This is a genomic window from Vibrio agarivorans (genome assembly GCF_030409635.1).
GTDB lineage: Bacteria > Pseudomonadota > Gammaproteobacteria > Enterobacterales > Vibrionaceae > Vibrio > Vibrio agarivorans.
The window spans coordinates 1,031,801-1,054,351 of the sequence record NZ_JAUFQF010000001.1 but is presented as its reverse complement, the minus strand read 5'-3'; the positions used below and the strand labels follow the sequence as shown (position 1 = coordinate 1,054,351).

The 22,551-nt window shown below is 43.6% G+C and carries 16 protein-coding genes; 13 read left to right on the top strand and 3 right to left on the bottom strand.

The genetic code is table 11. The features are described from left to right. The first annotated feature begins 280 nt into the window (after positions 1–280). Genes mads1 through QWZ05_RS04535 form a run of 8 tightly spaced genes read left to right on the top strand, consistent with a single transcriptional unit; the run spans position 281 to position 12,451 of the window. Positions 281–457, top strand: coding sequence for a methylation-associated defense system helix-turn-helix domain-containing protein MAD1 (gene mads1, locus QWZ05_RS04570; protein WP_009842282.1), 177 nt, complete (start codon positions 281–283; stop codon positions 455–457). After that, positions 454–1,953: a type I restriction-modification system subunit M gene (locus tag QWZ05_RS04565; RefSeq protein WP_290296829.1), complete on the top strand. Its 1,500-nt coding sequence runs from the start codon at positions 454–456 to the stop codon at positions 1,951–1,953. The genes mads1 and QWZ05_RS04565 overlap by 4 nt, the downstream gene beginning before the upstream one ends. Next, on the top strand, positions 1,950–2,828 hold the full coding sequence (locus tag QWZ05_RS04560) for a hypothetical protein (protein WP_290296827.1): 879 nt from the start codon (positions 1,950–1,952) through the stop codon (positions 2,826–2,828). Before QWZ05_RS04565 ends, QWZ05_RS04560 begins: the two co-directional genes overlap by 4 nt. Further along, positions 2,825–4,309 carry a type I restriction-modification system subunit M gene (locus QWZ05_RS04555; RefSeq protein ID WP_290296825.1) on the top strand — a complete coding sequence of 495 codons (1,485 nt, stop codon included), beginning with the start codon at positions 2,825–2,827 and terminating at the stop codon, positions 4,307–4,309. The genes QWZ05_RS04560 and QWZ05_RS04555 overlap by 4 nt, the downstream gene beginning before the upstream one ends. Beyond that, a complete protein-coding gene (locus tag QWZ05_RS04550; RefSeq protein ID WP_290296823.1) occupies positions 4,302–5,456 on the top strand; it encodes a restriction endonuclease subunit S in 1,155 nt (384 codons plus the stop codon). Before QWZ05_RS04555 ends, QWZ05_RS04550 begins: the two co-directional genes overlap by 8 nt. A gap of 6 nt (positions 5,457–5,462) precedes the next feature. Further along, on the top strand, positions 5,463–8,525 hold the full coding sequence (locus QWZ05_RS04545) for a type I restriction endonuclease subunit R (RefSeq protein ID WP_290296821.1): 3,063 nt from the start codon (positions 5,463–5,465) through the stop codon (positions 8,523–8,525). A gap of 10 nt (positions 8,526–8,535) precedes the next feature. After that, entirely contained in the window at positions 8,536–9,345 is an 810-nt protein-coding gene (locus tag QWZ05_RS04540) for a Hachiman antiphage defense system protein HamA (protein ID WP_290296819.1), read from the top strand. Then, the gene (locus QWZ05_RS04535; RefSeq protein ID WP_290296817.1) at positions 9,335–12,451 is read left to right on the top strand and encodes a DEAD/DEAH box helicase; all 3,117 of its coding nucleotides are present in this window, start codon (positions 9,335–9,337) and stop codon (positions 12,449–12,451) included. Before QWZ05_RS04540 ends, QWZ05_RS04535 begins: the two co-directional genes overlap by 11 nt. A 331-nt stretch (positions 12,452–12,782) precedes the next feature. Here QWZ05_RS04535 and QWZ05_RS04530 read toward each other — a convergent pair whose 3' ends face one another. Genes QWZ05_RS04530 through QWZ05_RS04520 form a run of 3 tightly spaced genes read right to left on the bottom strand, consistent with a single transcriptional unit; the run spans position 12,783 to position 17,003 of the window. Next, a complete protein-coding gene (locus QWZ05_RS04530; RefSeq protein ID WP_290296815.1) occupies positions 12,783–15,128 on the bottom strand; it encodes a purple acid phosphatase family protein in 2,346 nt (781 codons plus the stop codon). A gap of 23 nt (positions 15,129–15,151) precedes the next feature. Continuing rightward, entirely contained in the window at positions 15,152–16,150 is a 999-nt protein-coding gene (locus QWZ05_RS04525) for a HupE/UreJ family protein (RefSeq protein ID WP_290296813.1), read from the bottom strand. Between the two features lies 1 nt (position 16,151). Beyond that, complete coding sequence (locus QWZ05_RS04520; RefSeq protein WP_290296811.1) at positions 16,152–17,003, bottom strand: hypothetical protein; 852 nt, start codon at positions 17,001–17,003, stop codon at positions 16,152–16,154. Between the two features lie 248 nt (positions 17,004–17,251). Between QWZ05_RS04520 and QWZ05_RS04515 the strand changes: the two genes are divergently transcribed. The 5 genes from QWZ05_RS04515 to QWZ05_RS04495 are packed head-to-tail and all read left to right on the top strand — an operon-like array spanning position 17,252 to position 22,541. Further along, a complete protein-coding gene (locus QWZ05_RS04515) occupies positions 17,252–17,824 on the top strand; it encodes a HupE/UreJ family protein (RefSeq protein ID WP_264876674.1) in 573 nt (190 codons plus the stop codon). Positions 17,825–17,830: 6 nt separating this feature from the next. Next, entirely contained in the window at positions 17,831–19,360 is a 1,530-nt protein-coding gene (locus QWZ05_RS04510; RefSeq protein WP_290296808.1) for an ABC transporter substrate-binding protein, read from the top strand. Next, positions 19,353–20,297 carry an ABC transporter permease gene (locus QWZ05_RS04505; RefSeq protein WP_290297118.1) on the top strand — a complete coding sequence of 315 codons (945 nt, stop codon included), beginning with the start codon at positions 19,353–19,355 and terminating at the stop codon, positions 20,295–20,297. The genes QWZ05_RS04510 and QWZ05_RS04505 overlap by 8 nt, the downstream gene beginning before the upstream one ends. Further along, positions 20,294–21,082, top strand: a complete 789-nt coding sequence (locus QWZ05_RS04500; RefSeq protein ID WP_264876672.1) for an ABC transporter permease — start codon at positions 20,294–20,296, stop codon at positions 21,080–21,082. Before QWZ05_RS04505 ends, QWZ05_RS04500 begins: the two co-directional genes overlap by 4 nt. Further along, positions 21,075–22,541, top strand: coding sequence for an ABC transporter ATP-binding protein (locus QWZ05_RS04495; protein WP_290296807.1), 1,467 nt, complete (start codon positions 21,075–21,077; stop codon positions 22,539–22,541). The genes QWZ05_RS04500 and QWZ05_RS04495 overlap by 8 nt, the downstream gene beginning before the upstream one ends. Positions 22,542–22,551: the final 10 nt, after the last annotated feature.

Below are 22,551 nucleotides of genomic sequence, written 5' to 3'. Positions count from 1 at the left end.
TGTCGTTTTTTGTTTGCCTGGTGCGTTTTCTATCCCATTTAGGACTCACCTTAGTTTAAATTTGCATGTTAGTTATTTAGGTGGTTTAACAGGCTGAATTTAAAGACCTAAAGTGGTCGCTGTTGGTAATACAATATGGGATTGTCGTTTCCATCACAGAACGCGCAAAAGACAATGAGTTTAACATTTACGCATAGGCATCATTGCCCATTCCCCAATTTTCCCATATTCTCTCACTATCGATTCTGATGAATAAAACCAATATGAGATAACACTCTGAATGGTAGACCAAATTTTGACCTTGAAAGAGGTGGCTGCTTACCTAAAGTTGGCCGAAAAAACAGCATATAGATTAGCAAGCGAAGGAAAGCTTCCTGGTTTCAAAGTCGGCGGTTCTTGGCGTTTCAAACGTGAAGACCTTGAAGCGTGGATAGAAGAGAATAAGAGCAAGCAATGACATTAATAAATCTCAAAGACTTAGAAGCGCACCTTTGGCATGCGGCCCACATCATTACGGGGCCTATTGACGCTTCAGACTACAAAACCTACATCTTCCCAATCCTATTCTTTAAGCGCATCTGTGATGTTTACGATGAAGAGTTCGAAGACGCGATGGAGCAAGTGGGTGATGAAGAGCTTGCGAAAGGCGATATGTTTCACCGCATCCAAATTCCAGCTAATTGCCATTGGAAAGATGTATTTGCAGAAACCAAGGATATCGGCCAAGCCCTAAAAGATTCATTCCGTGGCATTGAGCTAGAAAACCCACAGCTGCATGGCATTTTTGGTGACGCGAGTTGGACGAACAAAGAGCGCCTATCAGACGAACTGCTATCGACACTACTCAACCATTTCAACAAGGTTAACCTTGGCGTTTCGAGTGTGCGTAATGATGATATGGGCCGTGCTTACGAATACCTTATCAAGCGCTTTGCTGATAAAGCAAACAAGAAAGCAGGTGAGTTCTATACGCCACGTACCATTGTTCGTCTTATGGTCAATATTCTAGACCCACAAGCTAATGAAAGTGTTTATGACCCGGCTTGTGGTACAGGTGGTATGCTGCTTGAAACCATCCACCATGTTAAAGAGAGCGGTGGTGACCCACGTCTTCTAAAAATCAAAGGTCAAGAGAAGAACCTGACTACCGAAGCCATTGCTCGAATGAACTTGTTCCTACACGGGCAAGAAGACTTTGAAATTGTGCGTGGTGATACGCTTCGTGACCCCAAGTTCCTAAAAAATGACCGACTAGAAGATTTTGACTGCGTAATCGCAAACCCACCATTTAGCTTAAAAGAGTGGGGACATGATTATTGGACAAGTGATCCTTATGGCCGTGCAAGTTTTGGCCTAGCACCAAAAACCAACGGAGATTTTGCTTGGGTTCAGCATATGTTTGCTTCATTGAATGATAAAGGGCGCATGGCAGTAGTGCTGCCACATGGTGTACTTTTCCGTGGTGGAGCAGAAGGCAAAATTAGGACCAAGCTATTAAAAGAGAACCGCATTGTGGCGGTAATCGGTGTGGCATCAAACCTGTTCTACGGCACGGGCATTCCTGCTTGTATTCTCGTGTTGCGTAAAGCAAGACCAGAAAAGCATAAAGACCATGTCCTGATTGTGAATGCGGAAGAGATCTTTACTAAAGGTCGTGCGCAAAACACTTTGTCAGAGCCTCAAGCTGATGAAATTTACGACATCTATCAAAACATGCGCACCAAAGGCCCTAAGGCAGACGACGTTGAAGGTGTTGCACGTTGGGTACCACATAGCGAGATTGAAGAGAACGATTTCAACTTGAACATCGCTCGTTATGTACAAAAGCCGCTAGAAGAAGAAACCATTACCGTAGAAGAAGCGTTGAAAGACTTCCAGCAAAAGCTAGTAGCCTTAGAAACGGCTGAACAGGAGCTTGAAGCTTTGTTGATCAAGGAAGGTTTTGAAATATGAAGTTAGAAAAATCTTATTCAATAGAGCTGAAACGAAACATTTCTCCTGTAGAAGCAGATCTTAAATATCGTGAAGGTAAAATTACATCCAAGTTCGCATTTGAATGTCCTGATGACAATTGCAATGCAGCGGTAACATGCGCCAATTTGGATAGACCAAAAGAAAAAAGAAAAGTAGAGCCTTACTACAAAGTTGTTGAGGTGCATTCCGAACGATGTTTGATAGGAAAAGATCTTTCTGGTGTTAAGAGAAAGAAATCTAAATATTCCGATTATTCTGAGACTGATGAATATATTTCAAATGCAGTTAGGTTGAACTTGCGTCCTCACAGCACGAAGAGACCTGTTGAAAAAGACGGCGTGTCGGAAGATGAGTTTATCACTAAAGGACGACCGATACGTGAAAGTGATGGAGAAGAGGGCAAAAGGAAAAAGCAAGCTTCGAAAGTACTTTCATCCATGGTTGATTCATTTTTGAACGAAGAAAGCATCTTAGTGCAATTGCCTGAAATTGGTACTATGCCAATTCAAGAGTTGTTCGTTGAAATTGATGGGCAAAAGATAGAAAGCTTTGCTGATGAGTTCAGAATCTACTTTGGCAAAGCATGGTTCAATAAGCATGAAGCTGGCTATTCAGTCGTTTTTGCAAATAGGCTAGAGCATGACGAAAATGTTGTACGCCCTTCATTTTTCATTCCTAATAGTTTGATAGAAGAGACATCTTACCGACTATTTCAAGAGAAAAAGCTAAATGGGCTATTGGATAAAAAACCAAGGCTAGTTTTTATTGCTAGTGAAACAGGACCTTTTTGCAAGGACAAATACATCAATTTCTGGCTTGAAGGCCTTGAATACTTGGAATATCGCACACAATGAACAAAAACAAACTAGAAGACCTACTGTGGGGCGCTGCCGAGTTCCTGCGTGGCCAAATTGATGCGTCTGATTACAAGCAATACGTCTTCCCATTGCTGTTCTTTAAGCGTCTATCGGATGTATATCTAGAAGAGTATAACGAAGCGCTAGAGCTGCACGAGGGTGACACTGAGTACGCCGCGATGTCAATGTATCACCGTTTCGATATTCCTGAAGAAGCTAGCTGGGAGAAAGTTCGCAATACCAGTAAAGACATTGGTGAAGCGATTCAAAATGCACTGCGTTTGATTGAAGCAAAGAATGAACGACTACATGGTGTATTTGGTGATGCGCAGTGGACCAACAAAGAGCGCTTGCCTGACCACCTGTTGTCAGATCTTATTCAGCACTTTAGTAAAATACCACTAGGTATTAAATCTGTTGCTCAAGATGACTTAGGTGAGGCTTACGAGTACCTGATTAAAAAGTTTGCTGACGATTCAGGTCACACTGCTGCCGAGTTCTATACCAATCGTACTGTTGTGCATTTGATGACCCGTATTATGAAGCTTAAGCCTGGCGAGAGTGCGTATGATCCAACCTGTGGTACAGGGGGTATGCTGTTAAATGCTGTTATGGATTTACGCTCTCAAGGTGAAGAGTGGCGCGGTGTTCATTTGTACGGTCAAGAAGTGAATCTGCTAACTTCTGCCATTGCACGTATGAACATGTTCCTACACGACATTGAAGAGTTCGATGTTATGCGTGGTGATACCTTAGGCGACCCCAAGTTTATTGAGAATGATCAGCTTAAACAGTTTGATGTTATTTTCGCTAACCCGCCGTATTCCATTAAAAAATGGAACCGTGAAAAGTTCGCCGCTGACCCGTATGGGCGCAATATGTACGGTGTGCCACCACAAGGTTGTGCTGATTACGGCTTCTATACCCATATCATTAAAAGCTTAAACCCCGATACTGGCCGTGCGGCTATGCTTTGGCCTCATGGTGTGTTGTTCCGTGATTCTGAGCAAGCGATCCGTAAACAGGTGATTGAATCTGACATCATCGAAGCGGTAATAGGACTTGGCCCGAATCTGTTCTACAACTCGCCAATGGAATCGTGTGTGGTGGTGCTTAACTGCAATAAGCCTATTGAGCGCAAAAACAAGATTCTCTTTATCAACGGTGTAGAACATGTAACCCGCGAGCGTGCTCACAGCCGCTTATCTGATAATGATTTAGATGTGCTTTGTGAAGCTTATTTCAAACCAGACAACCAAAGTGATATTACTGCGCTGGTTGATTTAAACACAATCAGTGAAAACCAATACAACTTATCTATTCCACTTTACGTGAAAGCGAAGGTTAGTGAGGAAGTACATGATATCGAACATGCTATTGAGTCATGGAAAATGAGCCGAGTACAACTTAAGAAGCAAACTAACAAACTATTTAATAGCCTCGCGAAGTTAGGTTACGAGGTAATGAACGATGACTGATAAGCAAACTGTAAAATTCGGCGATATCTGTAAAGAGGTAAAGTTAACGACTAAAGACCCGATTGGTGATGGTTACGAGCGTTACATTGGCCTTGAACACTTAGATTCTGGTTCGTTAAAAATAAAACGTTGGGGGATGATTGCTGATGATTCACCTAGCTTTACCCGAGTGTTTAAAAAGGGACAGATACTCTTTGGAAAACGTCGTCCCTACTTGAAGAAAGCAGCGATTGCTGAATTTGATGGTATATGTTCGAGTGACATCATTGTTTTGGAGCCGACATCAAACTTACCATATCCTCGTTTACTTCCATTCTTGGTTCAAAGTGATGGTTTTTGGGATTGGGCAGTTAAAACATCTTCTGGTTCTCTTTCGCCTCGAACCAAATATAAAGACTTGGCTGAGTATAGACTCAAACTAGGTGACGAAAAAAGTCAACGAGTCATGCTGAAGGTTCTTGATGATATTGAATCATATCAAGACCTTATAGATGGTGAGTTAAAGGCTGCGAACGAACTTAGAGGTGCTATAGAGTTAGATTTATTGGGCAGTTTAGTCAGTTATCAAATCGCGGCCAAGAAAGGCTACACCCCTTTGTCTAAACTAGGTGAATTCAAAAATGGAATAAACAAAGGGAAGGAGTCTTTCGGTAGAGGAAATAATTTTGTGAACTTAGACGATGTCTTTGCAGCAGATGTTCTAAGTGAGGCACCTAAAGGTTTAGTTGAGTGTTCTGAGAGTGAGCTAACTAGTTACTCTATGACAAAGGGGGACATTTTGTTTGTAAGATCTTCAGTTAAACCAAGTGGAGTTGCAAAAACGACATTGATTACAAATAACCTAGATAAAACTGTCTATTCAGGCTTTTTAATAAGATTTAGACCTCATAACTCCGAATATTCAGAGTTTTTGAACTTCCTATTCAACAGTAAAGTATTTAAGCATAGGATTTCTGCTTTTGTTACAGTTAGTGCAAATTCTAACATTAACCAAAAGTCACTCGAAATCCAACAAATAATGCTCCCTTCAGTGGCAAGGGCAAAGGAAATATCTAGCCTTTTACGTAGTGCTTCGTCGGTAATAGATATTTTGAATGAAAAATTGAACAGTATCAGAAAAGTGCAAAAGTCCATATTAAATAGTTGAGGTAATATGTTTAACGAACAAACCGTCACAGAAAATGGGATTATTGACCGTTTAAAAGGCTTAAGCGGAGTAAAGTGGAATTACTGCCACGGTGAGAGCTTACCCAAGCAAACACACGATATCTTTGTTGATACTTGGCTAAAAGATGCGCTTTGTTCGTTAAACCCGGATATTGGTAAAAATCCTGATTATGCCGATGAGGTTATCTATAAGATTCGCGGCTTGATGCAAGAAGCCAAGCATACCGGATTGGTCAAAGCCAATGAGAATTTTCATGAATGGTTAATGGCAGAGAAAAGCCTACCGTTTGGTGAGAGCGGCGACCATATTACTATCAAGCTAATTGACTTTGATACCCCTGAAAACAACCACTTTGTTGTTTCTCAACAGGTTCACTTCATTGCTGCGACAGAGGTGTTCTTCGATATCGTTCTCTATGTAAACGGTATTCCGTTGGTGGTGGGGGAAGTAAAATCTGCCACTCGTCCAAGTGTCACTTGGCAAGATGGTGCTGCTGATTTTATGGGTGGTCAAAAGCACTATTGGAAAAATGTTGAGCCGTTCTTCGTGCCAAACCTTCTGTGCTTTGCTTCTGAGGGAAGCACCTTTGCTTATGGTGCAATTAATGCTCGAGTGAAAGATTGGGGGCCATGGCATAAAACCGATCAGCGAGATGAGATTCCAGCTAGCTTAGCTACCGTACTTGATAGCTGTGAAGGTTTGTTAAACCCAGAAACCTTGCTGCAAATGCTAGAATCATTCGCGTTGTTCTCAACGGTGAAGACAGGTAAAGACACGCCACCTAAACGCATTAAAATCTTACCGCGTTATCCGCAATTTGAAGCCGCAAAGCAAATTGTTGAACGTGTAAAAAAAGGCTATCCGAAGAAAGGGCTTATCTGGCACTTCCAAGGTTCTGGTAAGTCTTTGCTTATGCTCTATGCCGCTCGTATGCTCCGTGCGGATAACAAGTTGAAAAATCCAACCGTGTTGATTGTGGTAGACCGTCGAGATCTCGATAGCCAAATCAATGAAACCTTTGGTGGGGCCGATGTCAAAAACCTCATCAAAGTACAAAGCTGTAGAAAGCTTGGTGAGCATATAGAACAAGATAGTCGCGGTATTTTGATCACCACCGTCTTCAAGTTTAAAGATGTTGATATCGATGAGAGTAATGAAAACGGTCTAAATAGTCGTGACAACATTATCGTGCTGGTGGATGAAGCGCACCGAACTCAAGAGGGCTCCCTCGGCGACAAAATGCGCTGGGCGCTACCTCACGCTCACTTCTATGGCTTAACTGGTACACCAATTTCTGGTATCGATCGCAATACCTTTAAACTCTTTGGTGCCGAAGAGGATGAAGGTCGCTACATGAACCGCTACAGCTATAAGCAGTCTATACGAGATAAAGCGACAAATGCAGTGAAGTTTGAGCCTCGTTTGGCTGAGCTTCGTGTGGATCGTGCCGCAATTGATGAAGCCTTTGAACAAATGGTCAAAGACAACGACCTAGACGCTGATGAGAAAATGGCATTGTCAAAACGTGCTGGCCGCTTAGCGATTATGTTGAAGGCGCCAAAGCGCATGGCGGCAGTAAGCGAAGATATTGCCAATCACTTTATAAGTCATGTAAAGCCGAAGCAGATGAAAGGCATGGTTGTGGTCTATGACCGAGATGCCTGTGTTCAGATGTATTATTTACTCGGTAGGAAACTGGGCTTTGATGCGGTAGAAGTGGTCATGAACGTCGACCAAGCACCGCTCAAAGATGAAGATGTAAGTAAGAAAGGTAAGGTCAATAAAGACTGGCGTAAGTGGAAGCAAGACCTTGAGCTTCCTATCAAAGAGTCAGACTTTGAACGTTGGCAAGAGATTGATGGCAATGACCAAAAGCAGAAGAGCTTGATTGAGGATTACAAAGATCCAAAGCAACCGCTTCAATTGCTGATTGTTACCGCAAAACTGTTGACGGGATTTGATGCGCCTATCTGCTACTGCATGTATTTAGACAAGCCATTACGCGACCATACCTTGTTGCAGGCAATGTGTCGTACTAACCGTTTGTACGAGACTGACAATGTTAGCAAGCAAATGGGCCTCATCATTGATTACCTTGGTGTGTTTGAAAATCTACGTACTGCACTCGCGTATGATCCTGAAGAGATCGACGGCGTGGTAGAAGGCATTGAGGCCTTTAAAGAGCTACTGCCAGCTCAGCTAGATAAGTGTTTAAGCTTCTTCCCTAACGTTGACAGAACCATCGACGGCTTTGAAGGGATTATGGCAGCGCAAGCTTGCTTACCGACTAACGAAAAGCGCGATGAGTTTGCAGCCTCTTTTGGTGTGTTAGCTAAGTTGTGGTCGGCGATTAACCCTGATGCTTTCCTTACGCCTTACAGAGCTGATTATAAGTGGCTAGTACAAATCTATGAATCAGTTCGTCCAGTAGGTCAGACAGGCTCTCTCGTATGGGCTGCGTTAGGTCCAGAAACCATTAAGATGATCCATGAACATACTGATATCAACCGCATACGCGATGATATCGATGAGTTAATCATGGATGAACATGCGATCTTCACCCTGACTGAAAAAGAGCAAGAGAAGAGAGCAAGTCAGCTTGAAATTGATTTAATGGGCCGTTTACGTGGTAGTGGCAATCCTAAGTTTGTAGCTTTGGGGGAGCGCCTAGAGAAGCTTCGCCAGGACTATGAAGCCGGTGTAATCAAAGCGATCGACTGGCTTAAAGGGCTGCTTGATACAGCCAAAGATACGGTACAAGTGGAGCGTGAAACGGGCGACTCTCCTGTAACTCAAGAAGATAACAAACAAGCACTGACCAAGCTGTTCCTGGAGACACGCCCCGAAAGCACACCAAAGCTTATTGGTGATGTTGTAGAGCAGATAGACAAGATAGTAAAAGCCAAACGCTTTAAAGGCTGGCAGAGCTCGAACAGTGGCCCAAGAGAGATTCAAAAGGCATTGTTACTGACACTTGCCCAGTTTGGTTTAGGAAAGGACAAAGAGCTGTTCGCCAAGGCGTACGGTTATATTGAAGAGCATTATTAGGAAATAAAAAATGCCGTGGACTAATGCGCATATTCAGTGGCTACAAGATACAGGAAGTGTTTTAACACTAGCATGTGGTAAGCAAGCACCTGTTTATCGTTTTCATCACGATGTAAATGATCAAACTAAAATGGCTGCGTGGGCCAAGCATTTTAGGAATCACTATTGTGATGACAATCAAATAGATTTATTCAAGGCTCCAGGGCAATCACGAGCTGATTATTTACTGTCGATGAGGTTTCCTAGTAGTACAACCGCACCAGGCCCTAGTATTCGAGCAGGAGATTTTGCTGAAATACTGGTCGCAGATTATTTGACGTATTTACATAACTACACGGTTCCTAGAACACGTTATGACCGAAAAGGTGTGCCGAATGAATCTACCAAGGGCTCTGATGTGTTGGCTTTTAAGTATAACCAAACCAGCCCAGTCGATGATGCGCTGTTAGTCTATGAAGTTAAAGCTAAGCTAAGTGCGGGATCTAAATCAATGCTTCAAGAAGCCATAGATCACTCAGCGAAAGACCATTTACGGTTGGCGGAATCTCTGCATGGGATAAAACAAAGGATGATTGATCGCAATGAGCTGACTAGTGTTGGTATGATCAATAGGTTTCAGGATTCTGTAAATCAGCCTTATCAATTGAGGTTTGGTGCTGCTGCGGTCTGTTCTGATAGCGCGTATGATGCAACTTTACTTGCCGAAGCTGATACCACTGCACATCCGCATGCACAAGATTTGGAGTTATTAGCTATTCAAGGAAGCGAGTTGATGTCACTTGCTCACGCACTTTACGAGAGGGCTGCTCATGAGATTTGAGAATCAATCTTCAAAGCTACTCTCTATTACTAAGTCTAAAGCAAAGATGCACGAGTTTGGTTTAGATGAAGAGCACCATATTCGTTTAACTGAATCGCCAACCAAATTACTGTTGATGACAGTTGGTATTTTAGGCGATTTATGTCGAGAAGAACTTTCTGCTGAAAAAGACGCCGCTACTTACGAACTGAGAAAGGGCGAAATCCGAAATGTAGCCAGGTATTTCGATGCTCTGATTGGTTCAAAACTACAAACTGAATATGAATATTACCTTTGTCTGTTAGGTGCAGCATCATACTACCTTGCAGATATGCCTGGAAGTGCCGTTGTTTTATCCAACAAGCTTGATGAATTGAGAGTTGATTTAACTGCCTCAAGAATTGAGAAGTTGTTGGAGTGGTTGTTAAAAGGAAGCTTTGCAGAGCCTCTACGTTTGGATGAAGAAACCACATTATCCCCTTTGATGTTAGAACTATCTGAGTCGATTAGTGCCTATATTGGTTCAGACATGAGTGCTCGGTCTAACACTCTCAATACATCTAAGAGTATTCGGAGATTCTGTCACGAAAATGGCAGTGATCGAGAATTATTGATAGCAGATATAGTTGCTTCGGTTGTCGAACGGAAAGTGATTAATGCTTCAATCAATCTACTTCCTGCTTATACAGGTTTACCAGTTGAGGCTTGGCTTCCATCCTTGGTTAAGAAGACGTTTGTTAGTGAGTTTTGGCCTGCTCAAAGGTTACTAGGAGAGGCAGGGGTTTTGAGTGGGCAGTCTGCGGTAGTTCAGCTCCCCACCAGCGCGGGAAAAACAAAATCAGCAGAGCTAATAATTCGCTCATCTTTTTTGTCTGGTAGAGCGACTGTTGCGGTAATCATTGCTCCTTTTCGTTCGTTATGTAGGGAGATTAGTTCCTCACTCTCTTTGGCGTTTGCTGGCGAGGACGTGTTAGTTAATCAACTTAACGATGTTCCCCAGATTGATGATTTTGATGTGGAATTATTCTCACAGCTCTTTGGTAAGGCAGAAGAAACCCTGAGTGAGACACAAACTATTGTGGTTGCTACACCCGAAAAGTTAGTTTATCTGCTAAGACATAAACCAGAATTAGCAGGGGCTATTTCGTTAGTTATATACGACGAAGGACATCAATTTGATACTGGTGCCCGAGGGGTGACTTACGAGCTACTTCTAACGAGTTTGAAAAGAGAGTTGAGAGAGCAGACCCAGCACGTATTGATTTCCGCCGTGTTATCAAATGCGAAGTCTATAGGCGACTGGCTTTATGCTGGAGAAGGTAGTGTCGTTAATGGTGCAGAGTGCCTATCTACAGAGCGAAGTATAGCTTTTGCTAGCTGGCGAAGAGGTAGAGGGCAGTTCCACTATGTTGAGCCTTTCAACATTAATGAAGAACAATTTTTTGTCCCTAGAGTAATGGAATCACTGGAGCTTCCTAAACGAGGCAATGAAACAGCTCAACGGTATTTTCCTCCTAAGGATGATAAATCACTAGTTGCAGCCTATTTGGGTATCAAACTATCCGAACATGGTCCTGTAGCAGTTTTTTGTGGTCAAAAAAGTTCGGTTACAAAGATTTGCCGAGAAGTCCTCAAGCCATTGGAGAGAATTGAGCAGCTCAATGGCCCAATACGTTTTAGCGATCAAGATGAAATACAGAAAATTGGAAGGCTGTCGGAACTTCATTTAGGGAGTAGCTCTGTTGTCACGAAGGCGATAAAGCGTGGGGTGCTGCCACACAGTGCAAACATTCCAAATGGTTTAAGGGTTTCTGTTGAATATGCAATGGAAAATGGGCTTGGCCGTTGCGTAGTCTGCACATCAACCTTAGCTCAAGGTGTTAACCTACCGATTAAATACCTAATTGTTTCAGGTGTATTTCAAGGTCAGGAGTTAATCTCCACTCGAGATTTTCACAATCTATTGGGTAGAGCCGGAAGGGCTGGAAAGCACACAGAAGGTAGTATTATTTTTGCTGACACCGAATTATTCGATGGTCGACTTGGCTCCAAGAGAAGACAGTGGGCCCAAATGAATAACTTATTGGACCCATCTCAATCAGAGAGCTGCTTAAGCAGCCTCCTGACGTTGGTTCAGCCTTTTGTTGAAGACCCATTCAACATTGATCCTATCAAGCAGATACAGTCACCTGAAAAATATGAAAGACTTAGTATTCAGGCAGCTGAGCGTCAGGGGATTGATATTACAAGCCTATTGAGACAAATGCAGCAACGGGTAGGCTACATAGAAAGTCTTGAAAGCTATCTACTTGCTAACCTCGTTAGCGATGAGATGCTTGATGGTGAGGCTTTGATCGAACTTTGCTATGGAACATTTGCTTATAACCTTGCTTCTGATACTGAAAAAGAAAAGCTATTACAAGTTTTTAAGATGGTAGCGGAGCGAGTAAAGCAAATTGAAGTCGAAAAGCGTCCTTGTTTTGGCAAAGCCCTTTTGGGTATCAATGAATTAGAGTTTCTTGAAAATTGGCTAATGGACAACATAGAAGCTCTAGATGCAGATTCGGATGTTTTAGGTACACTAGAGTCGCTCTGGCCAGTGATAGAAAACCTAGGGTTGAATAATAGTCTAGGTAAGCTTATTGGTGAAAAGGCTCCACTGTCTGTCGCTAAGCAATGGTGTTCTGGCGTTTCGTACAACGAGATCCTGTTGCAAGCCAGTAGAGATGGTTTTAAATTTAGGGCTGGTAGTCAGCAAAGAAATTTGAAAATTGAAAACATTACTGACATTTGTGATAGTGCTTTGGGGTACGAAGTGATGTTGATAGTTGGTGCTTGCGCTGACTTAATCGAGACTTTAATTGGAAACCAATTGCTTGCTGATTCAGTACATGACCTACAGTTGTCTCTACGTATAGGATTGTCAGATCACATAGCGAAGGAACTGTATGCCATTGGCTTGGCTGATAGGGCAGTAGCTTCGATGGTGTCAGATAGTATTGCTAGGTCAGGCGCTGAGGTGTCTGACTTTGGCAAGAGGATATCTTTAGTTCATAGAGACGTTATTGAGCCTGAACTGCATAAGCTTCCTTCAGTATTTATGAGTACGTTATATGGTGATTCTTAATTTCTTAGGGAGGTCACATTAGTGCAATGTAGAAAAGGTCAAAAGAATGCCATTTGTTGACTGGAATTTTTTGTACCACCACATGTACCATTGGTGGTTTTTGCATGGTAATAATTCTTTTATTTCAATGGCTTATTTATGTTTGTCGACTGCCTCACTCCCGCCACATTCAAAAAGGTCTGATTTTATCAGGCCTTTTGTCGTTTCTAAGGCCGACAAAAGATAGCCATATCCCACACATGCTATCAAATCATCGCTCAAATTCGCTATCAAGAAACAAAAACCGCCGGCATCATGCCAGCGGTTTGTTCATCATTCACAATACAGTTAATTAATTAGGCATTGATAATGTTAATTCAACATCATCAAATTGCGAATCTGTATCAGTTCCTGAGTTGTGTTCAGACTCAATCACGATACGGATAAAGTGTGTGCCGATTGGCGCAAGCGTTGTTCCTGCGTAGCGGGTGAGTACCTTTGGCGAGTTTGCTTTGATATGATCCGTTGCACCTAGTAAGTTTTCGTCACCGTCATAGAACTCAACGAACATCCAAATTGGGTCATCGTTTTCATTGTTCCAGTTCATCATGTACGAAGAGTAATTTACGTAAAGTGGCTCTTCACCAGTGTATCGCTCGAACGCTTCAATCGCATCAATCGTTTGGTAAGCAACACCACCAAATCCGTAGCCATAGCCGTTACAATCAGAACCACCAAGGTTGCCTAACTGGAACACGCGCTCGCCACGTGCGTCAGGGATACCACAGGCACCTTTCTCTAGCGAACGTAGTGCGTTTTCACTTTGCTCATCAGTTTTTGCGTAGTGGGTCCAGCCTTCTTCGTGACCTGCTTCCGCATCACCATTGATGACTAGGTTTCCAGTCGAAACACCGTCAAAGAAGATAGACTCAGGCGCTGACCATTCAGACCAGTTCAACTGCTCATCACGATAACGAACACGGGCATGAATGTCTTGACCAGGGTTGATGGCTGCAAACGTTTTGTACTGTGTGATGTCCACGCCGTCTTGCGTGTCAACAGGGTAAGAGTGAACACAGTCTTCTAGAGCATCATCTTTATCAGCGTATGGGTTACATTCGCCCAGACGATTGCCTTCTTCGTCGTAGAAGTCCTCTTCGTTATACCACCAGTTATAGGCACGTGTTGTGTTACCCCAAATGTTGGTGACATCTTGGGAGAAATCTTCGCTCGATGAAAGTTGCCAGTGAGACTCGTAGTGTTTGGTTTCTTTACGGCTGTCGAATGCCGATGCTGCAAGAGCAACCTCACCGCTATCAACAACTTCGAAGCTCTCAATAGAAGGCGTTGTTGGACCATCATTGACATGCATCACGATAGTTTCAAGTTCAGGGAAATCCATTTGGAAGCCACGATAGAAGCTACCACCAGTGCGACGCGTAACGGTGATAGTTTTATCACCCTCTGCGGTAAACGTCATGATGTTATAGCCGTTTTCGTCATTAGAAACCGCCACTGTGTCGTAGTCTTTTTGAGCAAACTCGTGGAAGTGGTCAATTCGACCAACAGAGGTCGCAACGTTTAGGCCTACGTGAGGTACATCCATTTCATTGGCGCGCGTGTAAGAGTGCGTGTGACCGAAAATATGGCTCGAAAGTTTGCCGGTCTCTTCTGAGTAGTTATGTAGTAGACCTACAAAGTCACAAGACTTTTTAGACTCTCCTGGTGTCCACATTGAAGACTTACATGGTGCGTGAGTAATACCTAATACGTAGTCAAAGTTACCATCGTTGGCTGTATTTTCCAGTTCTTCCATTGTCCAATCATATTGGTACTCTTGGCCACCGTCACTTTGAACAAAGCTGTTGAAGAAGAACATACGAAGGTTTAGGAAATCCAATGAATAGGTATAGCGAGCCTTATGCCATCCCATTTGATCTGGCCAATCCATATAGATATCGTATGCCTCAATGTTGCCGCCATCGTATTCATGGTTACCAGGAGTAGGCAGGACTGGTAAGTATGAGGCTAGCTCATGAGATGAGTTGAAGAAGTCTCGGTAAGCTTTACGCGCATTCGATGCATACACGAGGTCACCAGCGATGAGCACGCCAGCGTGTAAATCATTACATAGCGTGACATCATTCAAACACTCGTGCTTAATGATTCCGTGCTCGTAGATATCGCGTAAACCCGTTAAGCCTTCACCCCATCGATCGCGATCGCTGGCATGGGTATCTGACATCGCGATAAAACTAAATTCACTATGTTGATCAAGGTCGCTCTCGTTTGGCCAAGTGCGGAAGTGATAAACTTTGGAATCTCCACCTGCGCTACGGACAAAATAGTCATATTTAGTATCACTTTTTAGGTTAGTAATACGCGCTCTTTGGACTAGACCTAAATCATCATAATCTGAGCTTACTGTTGTCATCGGTGTGTAAGGCCCGGTATTCCCTTGCTCACGGTAATAAACCGTAGACTCAGCGCTATGACCTTCAAGTAATTCAGGCTCAAACATTACTGTCATGCCATCAGTTGTTGGATATTGTAGGTAAGGATTGGCTAGAAAATTAGCTACCTCGCCTTCACGGTCATAAACACCATCACCAGAAGGTTGGTCGTCTGATGAAGAATTACAGCCACCAAGAATTGGCAGAGCAATTAACATCGCAGTATATAAAAGCGACTTTTTCATGATATTTCCTATATGGTTTGAATTTAAACAAATAGAACAACAGCTCGTGACTCGAGCCATATAAACAATCGATCAAGCACCCAAAATAATGAGAGCCCACCGGTGAGATAGATACAGGTAAGTTTTGCCTTGTAGACCTCGGCTTGGTCAAAGGATAAGAGTTGGCCAATCTTAATCACAATGAGCCAAGCAGCAACGATCAACAATTGACCAAGTTCTATGCCAATGTTGAAGAACAAAATACTGCTGAGATTCAGCGCTCCAAAGGTATTCACCTCGGACAACACTGATGAAAAGCCAATCCCATGTAATAGACCACAGATCAGTGATACAACGATGGGGTAACGGTGCGTAAGGCTATTACTATTAGTGGCTACCTCATAAGCGAGCAGAAGGACGCTTAACGCGACGATCAACTCGATAGGCTCTATCGCTGGTTGGAAAACACCAACACTGACTAAGACCAATGTTAAGGAGTGTGCGAGAGTAAAGCCTGTAATAGCTTTGATAAGTTGAGACTTTGAATTCACCACCATTAGCAAGCAAATAATAAATAGCACATGATCAAAACCGCCAAGAATATGCTCAAACCCAACAAGTAGAAACTTACTGTATTGCAGCTCTTGTACGATGTTTTCCGGAACATCCCAATAAGGTTTCGCGGTTACATCATATAGATTGTTGTTGCCATTAATGTCATAATAATTTATGAGCGTTGACGTTTGTGGTACAAAATAGTCAAATTTAATGTCTAATCTTTTGCCAATCAGACTTTCATCACATTTGACTGAAGAAATATAGTTGTTAAATTGAGTGAGCTGACAATCATCCGGAAAGGCGAAGTAGGGACTATTTTCTTCTTTAAATTCATCGGGAAGTCTTAGCTCTATGCGATAATTGTTATCATTGTTCGTTACGACAGAAATAAAAATAGGTTCTAAGCCATGAGCAGAAACGTTAAATGAAATTAAAATCAATGTTCCCACTAACATTGATAGAAGATGAGTAAATAGAGACTTCATACTAAACACTCTTTCTCACGCGCATCTGACTAATAAGATCTTTGATGATTGTTTGATAACCTAAATCGACTAACTCTTGGTAAAGATCATTTTTTACTCTATCTGCAACATCTGCATATTCGACAGATTGTAATTCATTCTCTTCGAGCTTTATCCAATGATGGCTGTTTTCCAATTGATAGGGGCCATGCCAAATATCACGCTCTTGCTGAGAAATATTCTTCGCGATTTCTTCACCAAAGATTTCAATGATATTCTGCTGATTAATATCTCGGTATACCTTATCTAAGCCGTGGTTGTTTGAGAGTGAAACGATTTGTCTGAGAGTATGTTTTTTACTGTTGAGCTCTTCGGTCAATTCCGCTTTCTCATCATGGCGGTTCACCATCATCAAGTTGTATGTCTGACCGAGGTCGTAACGCTCTCTATGTTGATTAAAGTATGCTTTGGCCTCGCGATCATTTGGCGGTGCTTGCTCAGCGTTAACCATCATCTCGATGACATTTTTAGACTTGGATGTGATCACCGATTTCAACTCTTCATCATCTTTGTCGAGTGAACGATTTAATGCGAAGTAGTAGAGCGCTTCGTTTTCTAGGTACTCATTAATCAATGCATCTTTATCTACACTATCAAGAGAGTCGATATAAGACTGGATCATAGAGACATTATCTAACCCATAGTTAACATTGACATACTTTCTCAAGTTTTCATTACTTACAGTCACGTTTCTACTTTGTGCATCAAATAATAGAGTCTCATCAACAATTAAAATAACCAATGCTACTAAAGAGAATATGATCATTGGCTGTTTTATTAACGCATTGAACTTTTTTCTTAATTGACTACTCATAACTTTGCTCTGGAATACTTTGTTTTTGGAATCCACTTAAATTTGAGTAGCGAGGTTATGTGAAGTGTATGAACATGAAATTAATCTGTGTTTAGGTTTTCTAAACACATACGTTATTCATTAATCAGTGTGACATAGTCTAGTCATCTTATTTAAATGTTAGCTTGGTACCTAAGCAGGTCTACTCCAGTTGAAATAAAATTATCATATTGATGCTTTATCGTGTGCCACAAACATGGAGAAGTAACATGAATCGGTTATTGGTTTTAATATTGTCCCTCTTTCCAGCGGTCGCTTTCGCGCATAGTGCAGAAAGCACGGCAGGGTTTCTTAGTGGAGTGATTCACCCAATGACGGGTTGGGATCATCTCCTCGCAATGATCGCTGTTGGCGTGTTGAGCAGTCGCTACGGCGGCTCAACAATTTGGCAAGTACCGGCAGCTTTCATCGCTTCAATGCTAGTGGGGTTGTACCTTGGCGAGGCGGGTATGGTTATTCGTTACTATGAACCAGCGATAGCGCTTTCGTTAGTGCTGTTTGGTGCATTGATAGCTTATCGAGCAACGCCTTCACTGTTTGTCATGCTTCCCATTGTGCTCTTTTTTGGCGTGTTTCACGGTTATGCCCATGGTATCGAGATTGGCGGTTTAATCAACCCGACCGGCTTTCGCAAGGGCTTCTTTATGGGCTCGGTGGTGATCCATGTTGTTGGGGTTATGTTAGGCATGGTGCCTAAACAGTATTGTCGGTATCACCAAGGGGTGATTTTTAGTGGCTATGGCTTTATAGTCGCTGGTGGTATGAGTCTGATTTTTGGATAGTTTTTGATGTTAAAACATGGATTTTTCGCCGTAGCGTTCGGATTAATGGTATGGCTGTTATTAGATTATCAAGCGGTCGATCGAGACAATACCTTGACCATTGGCGGGCCTTTTGAGTTTACCAGTCAAGATTTGGCGAAAGATGGTTATATCTATACCCGATTGCAAGTAGCAGAGTCTTTAGTTGAGGTTCAGCCAGATGGCACGCTTGCCCCCAAGCTTGCTCAGTCTTGGAACGTGAGTGACGATGGTTTGGTTTGGCAGTTTACACTGCGCGATGATGTATTTTTTCACGATCTCCAACCAATGACTGCCAGCACAGTGGTCAACGCCATTGAACAGGCATTGGAAAAGCCGGGAGTGATTCGACAGTTACCACTCAAATCAATTTCAGGCGTCGGTCATACGGTCACTCTTGAACTCGAGCAGCCATTTCGACCATTGTTGTCGATAATGGCTCACTACTCATTGGCGATATTGTCGCCGGGCTCTTATGACGGTGATGGCAATGTTGTGGATATCCATGGTACTGGTCCTTATCAAGTCGCTGTGCTTGCGCCACCACATAAGTTGAATGTTGCACGATTTGGCGAGTATTACGGAGATTTACCTGAGATTGAGCAGTTGCATTATCTCACGGGGCATCGCGCAGAAAGCCGAGCGTTACAAGCAGAAAGCGGTCAGGCCGATCTGATCTATACACTAGACCCGGCGAGCTTAGATATGTTGCACCGCTCAGAGCAGGTTGATGTTGTGAGTGAGTCGATACCGAGAACCGTGGTTATCAAGCTAAATAACCAGCACCGCTTCCTCGATACTAAAGAAGTACGTCAGGCGCTAAGCCTTGCGCTTGATCGTGAAGGTATCTCATCGCACATCGTTCGAGTTCCAGATTCACAGGCTTACCAGCTATTTCCTCCAGCGTTAGGAGACTGGCACCTTAGCGATATAGAGCACCAAAACCGCAACCTTGAAATAGCGCAGGAATTACTTAGTGCACAGGGGTGGCATCGAACCGGATCGGGGGTCCTTGAAAGAGAAGGTGAGCGCTTTGAGCTCAATATGGTGACTTATGCCGACCGCCCTGAGTTGACGGTAATTGCCACGGCAATTCAAGCACAGCTTAGAGAAGTTGGCGTTGACGTGAGTATCAGCGTTGATAACTCTAGTGCGATCCCAGCAAGGCATCATGATGGCAGCTTAGAGCTTGCGCTGGTGGCACGTAACTTTGGTACGATTGCTGACCCGTTAGCGATTTTACTAGAAGATACGGCGAGCCATAAAGGGAGTGATTGGGGCCATATGAACTGGTCATCAGCGAGTCTTAACGACATGTTTGCTCAAATGATGACAGCGCAAGGGAAAGATTATACGTCTCTATCTCAACAAGCAGCAGCAATCCTCGCACAAGAGATGCCATTGATCCCGGTTGTTTTTTACACCCAGCAGGTCGCGGTGAATAAGCGGGTTAATAACTTTGTGTTCGACCCATTTGAAAACAACTACCGTGCATCGGAGATGTCTTTTGCTGATTAATATTTTATTGCGTCGACTGGGGCAGGCAGGTTTGGTAGCCTGGGCGGTAGGAACCTTAACCTTTATCTTAATGCGCTTGTTACCAGGGGACTTTGCTTATCGTATCGCCGCTGGACGCTATGGTTACGACTATGTCAATCAGGCTGCAGCAGAGGCTGTGACGGCTGAGCTAGGCTTAGACCGCCCTGCAATCGTTCAATATTTTGAATGGTTGGTCAACCTTGTCCAATTTAATCTAGGTGAGTCACTCGTTAGTGGCAATCCTGTAACTCAAGAACTGTATCACCAGCTTGGGCATTCTTTGAAACTGGCCCTATTTGCCAGCTTCTTCTCTCTGATTATTGCGATTCCTTTAGGGCTCTATGCCGGCCGAAACGCGGGCTCTAAAGGGGATAAAGCCTCTCTAGTGTTTGCGATTCTAGTTCGTGCTCAGCCTGTCTTCGTTATTGGCTTAGTGATGGTATTAGTGTTTGCCCTCAAACTGAAATTATTCCCTGTTGCAGGATTCGGCAGCAGTGAATATGTCATTTTACCAGCTCTCTCTTTGGCGCTTGCCATGGCTGCACTTTCGAGTCGAATGATCCGTAACTCGACCTTTGATGTCGTAAACTCAGCCTACTACCGCTTTGCTCGCTATAAAGGTCTAACTGAGGATCAAGCTTTCACTCATCATGCTCAGCCCAATATTGCCTTACCCGTACTCGCTTTTGTTGGTATCCAGGCTGTCGGCTTGATTGAGGGAATCGTGATGATTGAATCGCTCTTTTCTTGGCCGGGGATCGGGCATGCTTTAGCGCACGCGATTTTTGGTCGTGATGTACCTATGATTCAGGGATCTGCACTCACTATGGGTTTAATCTTCGTGATGTTGAATACGCTGGTTGACCTACTTGGCTATGCGCTTGATCCAAGACAACGTGAAGAGGCACTAGCATGAACAAATTAGCGCTTTCACAACGATTTGGTTTGGCCATCATTGTCAGTGTAATAGTATTTATTTCTCTAGAAGTACTGCTATGGGGAGGCGATCCGGCATTGCAAAACCTTGATGCTGTATTCTCAGTACCATCGTTGGCTGAACCACTTGGTACTGACCAGTTTGGTCGTAGTAACCTTGCACGCCTGTCGAGCGCCTTGCAAACCTCGTTATTGATGGCACTGTTTTGTGTTGTCACCTCTGCATCTCTTGGTGTGCTGCTTGGTGTCTTAGCAGGTTGGTATCAGGGCTGGGTAGACTCTGCTTTATCATTCGTCGTCAATGTTCTGCTTGCATTACCCGGGTTGATCTTGGTGTTGCTTTTGGGCGCTTTAGTCCCAGGCTCTTTCTTTATTCTTTATGTTGCCATATCAATGGTGCTCTGGGTCGAGTATTTCCGAGTGATTCGTGCTCGAACGATGGCATTGGTTAACACTCCAGAGATCGAAGCTGCCCAACTGTATGGGTTTGGTCGTTGGTATATTTTTCGCAACCACTTATGGCCAAGTTTCCGTAAAGATGTGTTTACTTTAGCGTGCTTTGGCGCTGGTAACTCGGTACTAGCGTTAGCTTCTATTGGTTTTGTTTATGTGGGTCTCAAGCCGCCTCATGCTGAACTTGGATTAATGATGGTAGAGCTGTTTCCATACTACAGCGATGCTGCATGGGTTCTGTTGCAGCCACTCTTTGCTGTTGTATTGCTTGTGTTAAGTTTTCATTTGATTGCGGGAGTCGAACGTGTCTAATTTTGTTGTCGAGATACAATCACTGTCAATCTGGTCTAAATCCGCGTTAATCGTTGATGACTTGTCAGTATCCTTAGCACTGGGTAAGCCAGTCACGATTCTTGGTGAGACGGGTTCGGGCAAAAGTATTCTGGCTCAGGCGATAATGGGCGTAATACCTAAGGGGCTTGAATCAAAAGGCTCGGTGCGAGTGTATGGTAAGGATGTAAAAGATCAGGCTTACATCGAATCGCTGTGGGGCAAAAAGGTAGCAATGTTGCCACAAGAGCCGTGGCTATCGTTAGACCCCATTATGCTAATTGAAAAACAGATTGGTTTGGTTGAGACCCTAGTTTCTAATCATGAGAAAGAACACGCTAAGACAAGAGTCGAGCGTCAACTCACTAAGCTTGGTATCCATCGTGATGGCGATAAAGTGCCAGCCCAGCTCTCCGGCGGCATGGCACAACGAGCGGCTTATGTGTGTGCTACCGCAGCGGGAGGTGAGATTCTAATTGCTGACGAACCCACTAAGGGCCTCGATCGTGACCGAGCACAACAGGTTACCCAGCTGCTCAAACAGCATGGAGACAATAAGGCACTGCTGACCATCACTCACGATATCGACGTAGCAAAAGCAATCGGTGGAGAAGTGATTGTTATGCGTCATGGTGTCATCGTTGAGCGGGGTGAAAGTAATGAGATATTAAGCCAGCCTCAGTCAGAGTATGCCCAGCAGTTGCTTGACGCTCATCAAGCTCACTACCACGCCAAACACCTTGAACATAGCCACCTCAAGCAACCAGAGAAAAAGCCAACGAAAGCGCTTATCAAAGCGACTAATTTGTCAAAGCAACGTGGCGGAAAGCAGTTATTTAGCGATTTAGGCTTCACTATATCTTCCGGTGAGATTGTCGGAATTAGTGGTGACAGCGGGGCTGGAAAATCGACGTTAGCAGACATCTTGCTTGGCTTAACCAATGCAGATAGTGGCCAAGTGTGGCGCGACAGCTCACTAGTAAAAGGTAAGGCATTGAAGCTCTATCAAGATCCACCAGCGGCATTTCCTAGCACACTGACGTTGGGTAAGAATCTTTTGGATTTATGTCGCTTGCATGGGCTAGATCAGAGTAGAGTTCCTGCCTTGCTTACTCAGTTAAAGCTCAATGAGGCTTTGCTTGAGCGCAAGCCCGCTCAGGTTTCGGGTGGCGAGTTGCAGCGGTTTGCTATGCTACGCGCACTCATGATGCAGCCAAAACTGATCGTTGCTGATGAGCCTACCTCGCGTTTAGACCCTTTAGTGGGGTACAACACAATGAATTTATTTTTTGAACAAGTCTCACAGCTAGGATGTGCTACGGTGTTGATTAGTCACGATATCTCTATGCTGCACCAAGTATGTACGCGGGTAGTGCATATTGGTGAACTAGCGAATGATGATTGTGTTTTCAATAGCATAGAAGGAAGTCAGGCGAGCTAAGCCGTCAGTT

Bases quoted from the DNA above. Each gene is read 5' to 3' on its own strand.
- mads1 (WP_009842282.1), top strand. From the start codon at position 281: ATGGTAGACCAAATTTTGACCTTGAAAGAGGTGGCTGCTTACCTAAAG.
- QWZ05_RS04565 (WP_290296829.1), top strand. From the start codon at position 454: ATGACATTAATAAATCTCAAAGACTTAGAAGCGCACCTTTGGCATGCG.
- QWZ05_RS04560 (WP_290296827.1), top strand. From the start codon at position 1,950: ATGAAGTTAGAAAAATCTTATTCAATAGAGCTGAAACGAAACATTTCT.
- QWZ05_RS04555 (WP_290296825.1), top strand. From the start codon at position 2,825: ATGAACAAAAACAAACTAGAAGACCTACTGTGGGGCGCTGCCGAGTTC.
- QWZ05_RS04550 (WP_290296823.1), top strand. From the start codon at position 4,302: ATGACTGATAAGCAAACTGTAAAATTCGGCGATATCTGTAAAGAGGTA.
- QWZ05_RS04545 (WP_290296821.1), top strand. From the start codon at position 5,463: ATGTTTAACGAACAAACCGTCACAGAAAATGGGATTATTGACCGTTTA.
- QWZ05_RS04540 (WP_290296819.1), top strand. From the start codon at position 8,536: ATGCCGTGGACTAATGCGCATATTCAGTGGCTACAAGATACAGGAAGT.
- QWZ05_RS04535 (WP_290296817.1), top strand. From the start codon at position 9,335: ATGAGATTTGAGAATCAATCTTCAAAGCTACTCTCTATTACTAAGTCT.
- QWZ05_RS04530 (WP_290296815.1), bottom strand. From the start codon at position 15,128: ATGAAAAAGTCGCTTTTATATACTGCGATGTTAATTGCTCTGCCAATT.
- QWZ05_RS04525 (WP_290296813.1), bottom strand. From the start codon at position 16,150: ATGAAGTCTCTATTTACTCATCTTCTATCAATGTTAGTGGGAACATTG.
- QWZ05_RS04520 (WP_290296811.1), bottom strand. From the start codon at position 17,003: ATGAGTAGTCAATTAAGAAAAAAGTTCAATGCGTTAATAAAACAGCCA.
- QWZ05_RS04515 (WP_264876674.1), top strand. From the start codon at position 17,252: ATGAATCGGTTATTGGTTTTAATATTGTCCCTCTTTCCAGCGGTCGCT.
- QWZ05_RS04510 (WP_290296808.1), top strand. From the start codon at position 17,831: ATGTTAAAACATGGATTTTTCGCCGTAGCGTTCGGATTAATGGTATGG.
- QWZ05_RS04500 (WP_264876672.1), top strand. From the start codon at position 20,294: ATGAACAAATTAGCGCTTTCACAACGATTTGGTTTGGCCATCATTGTC.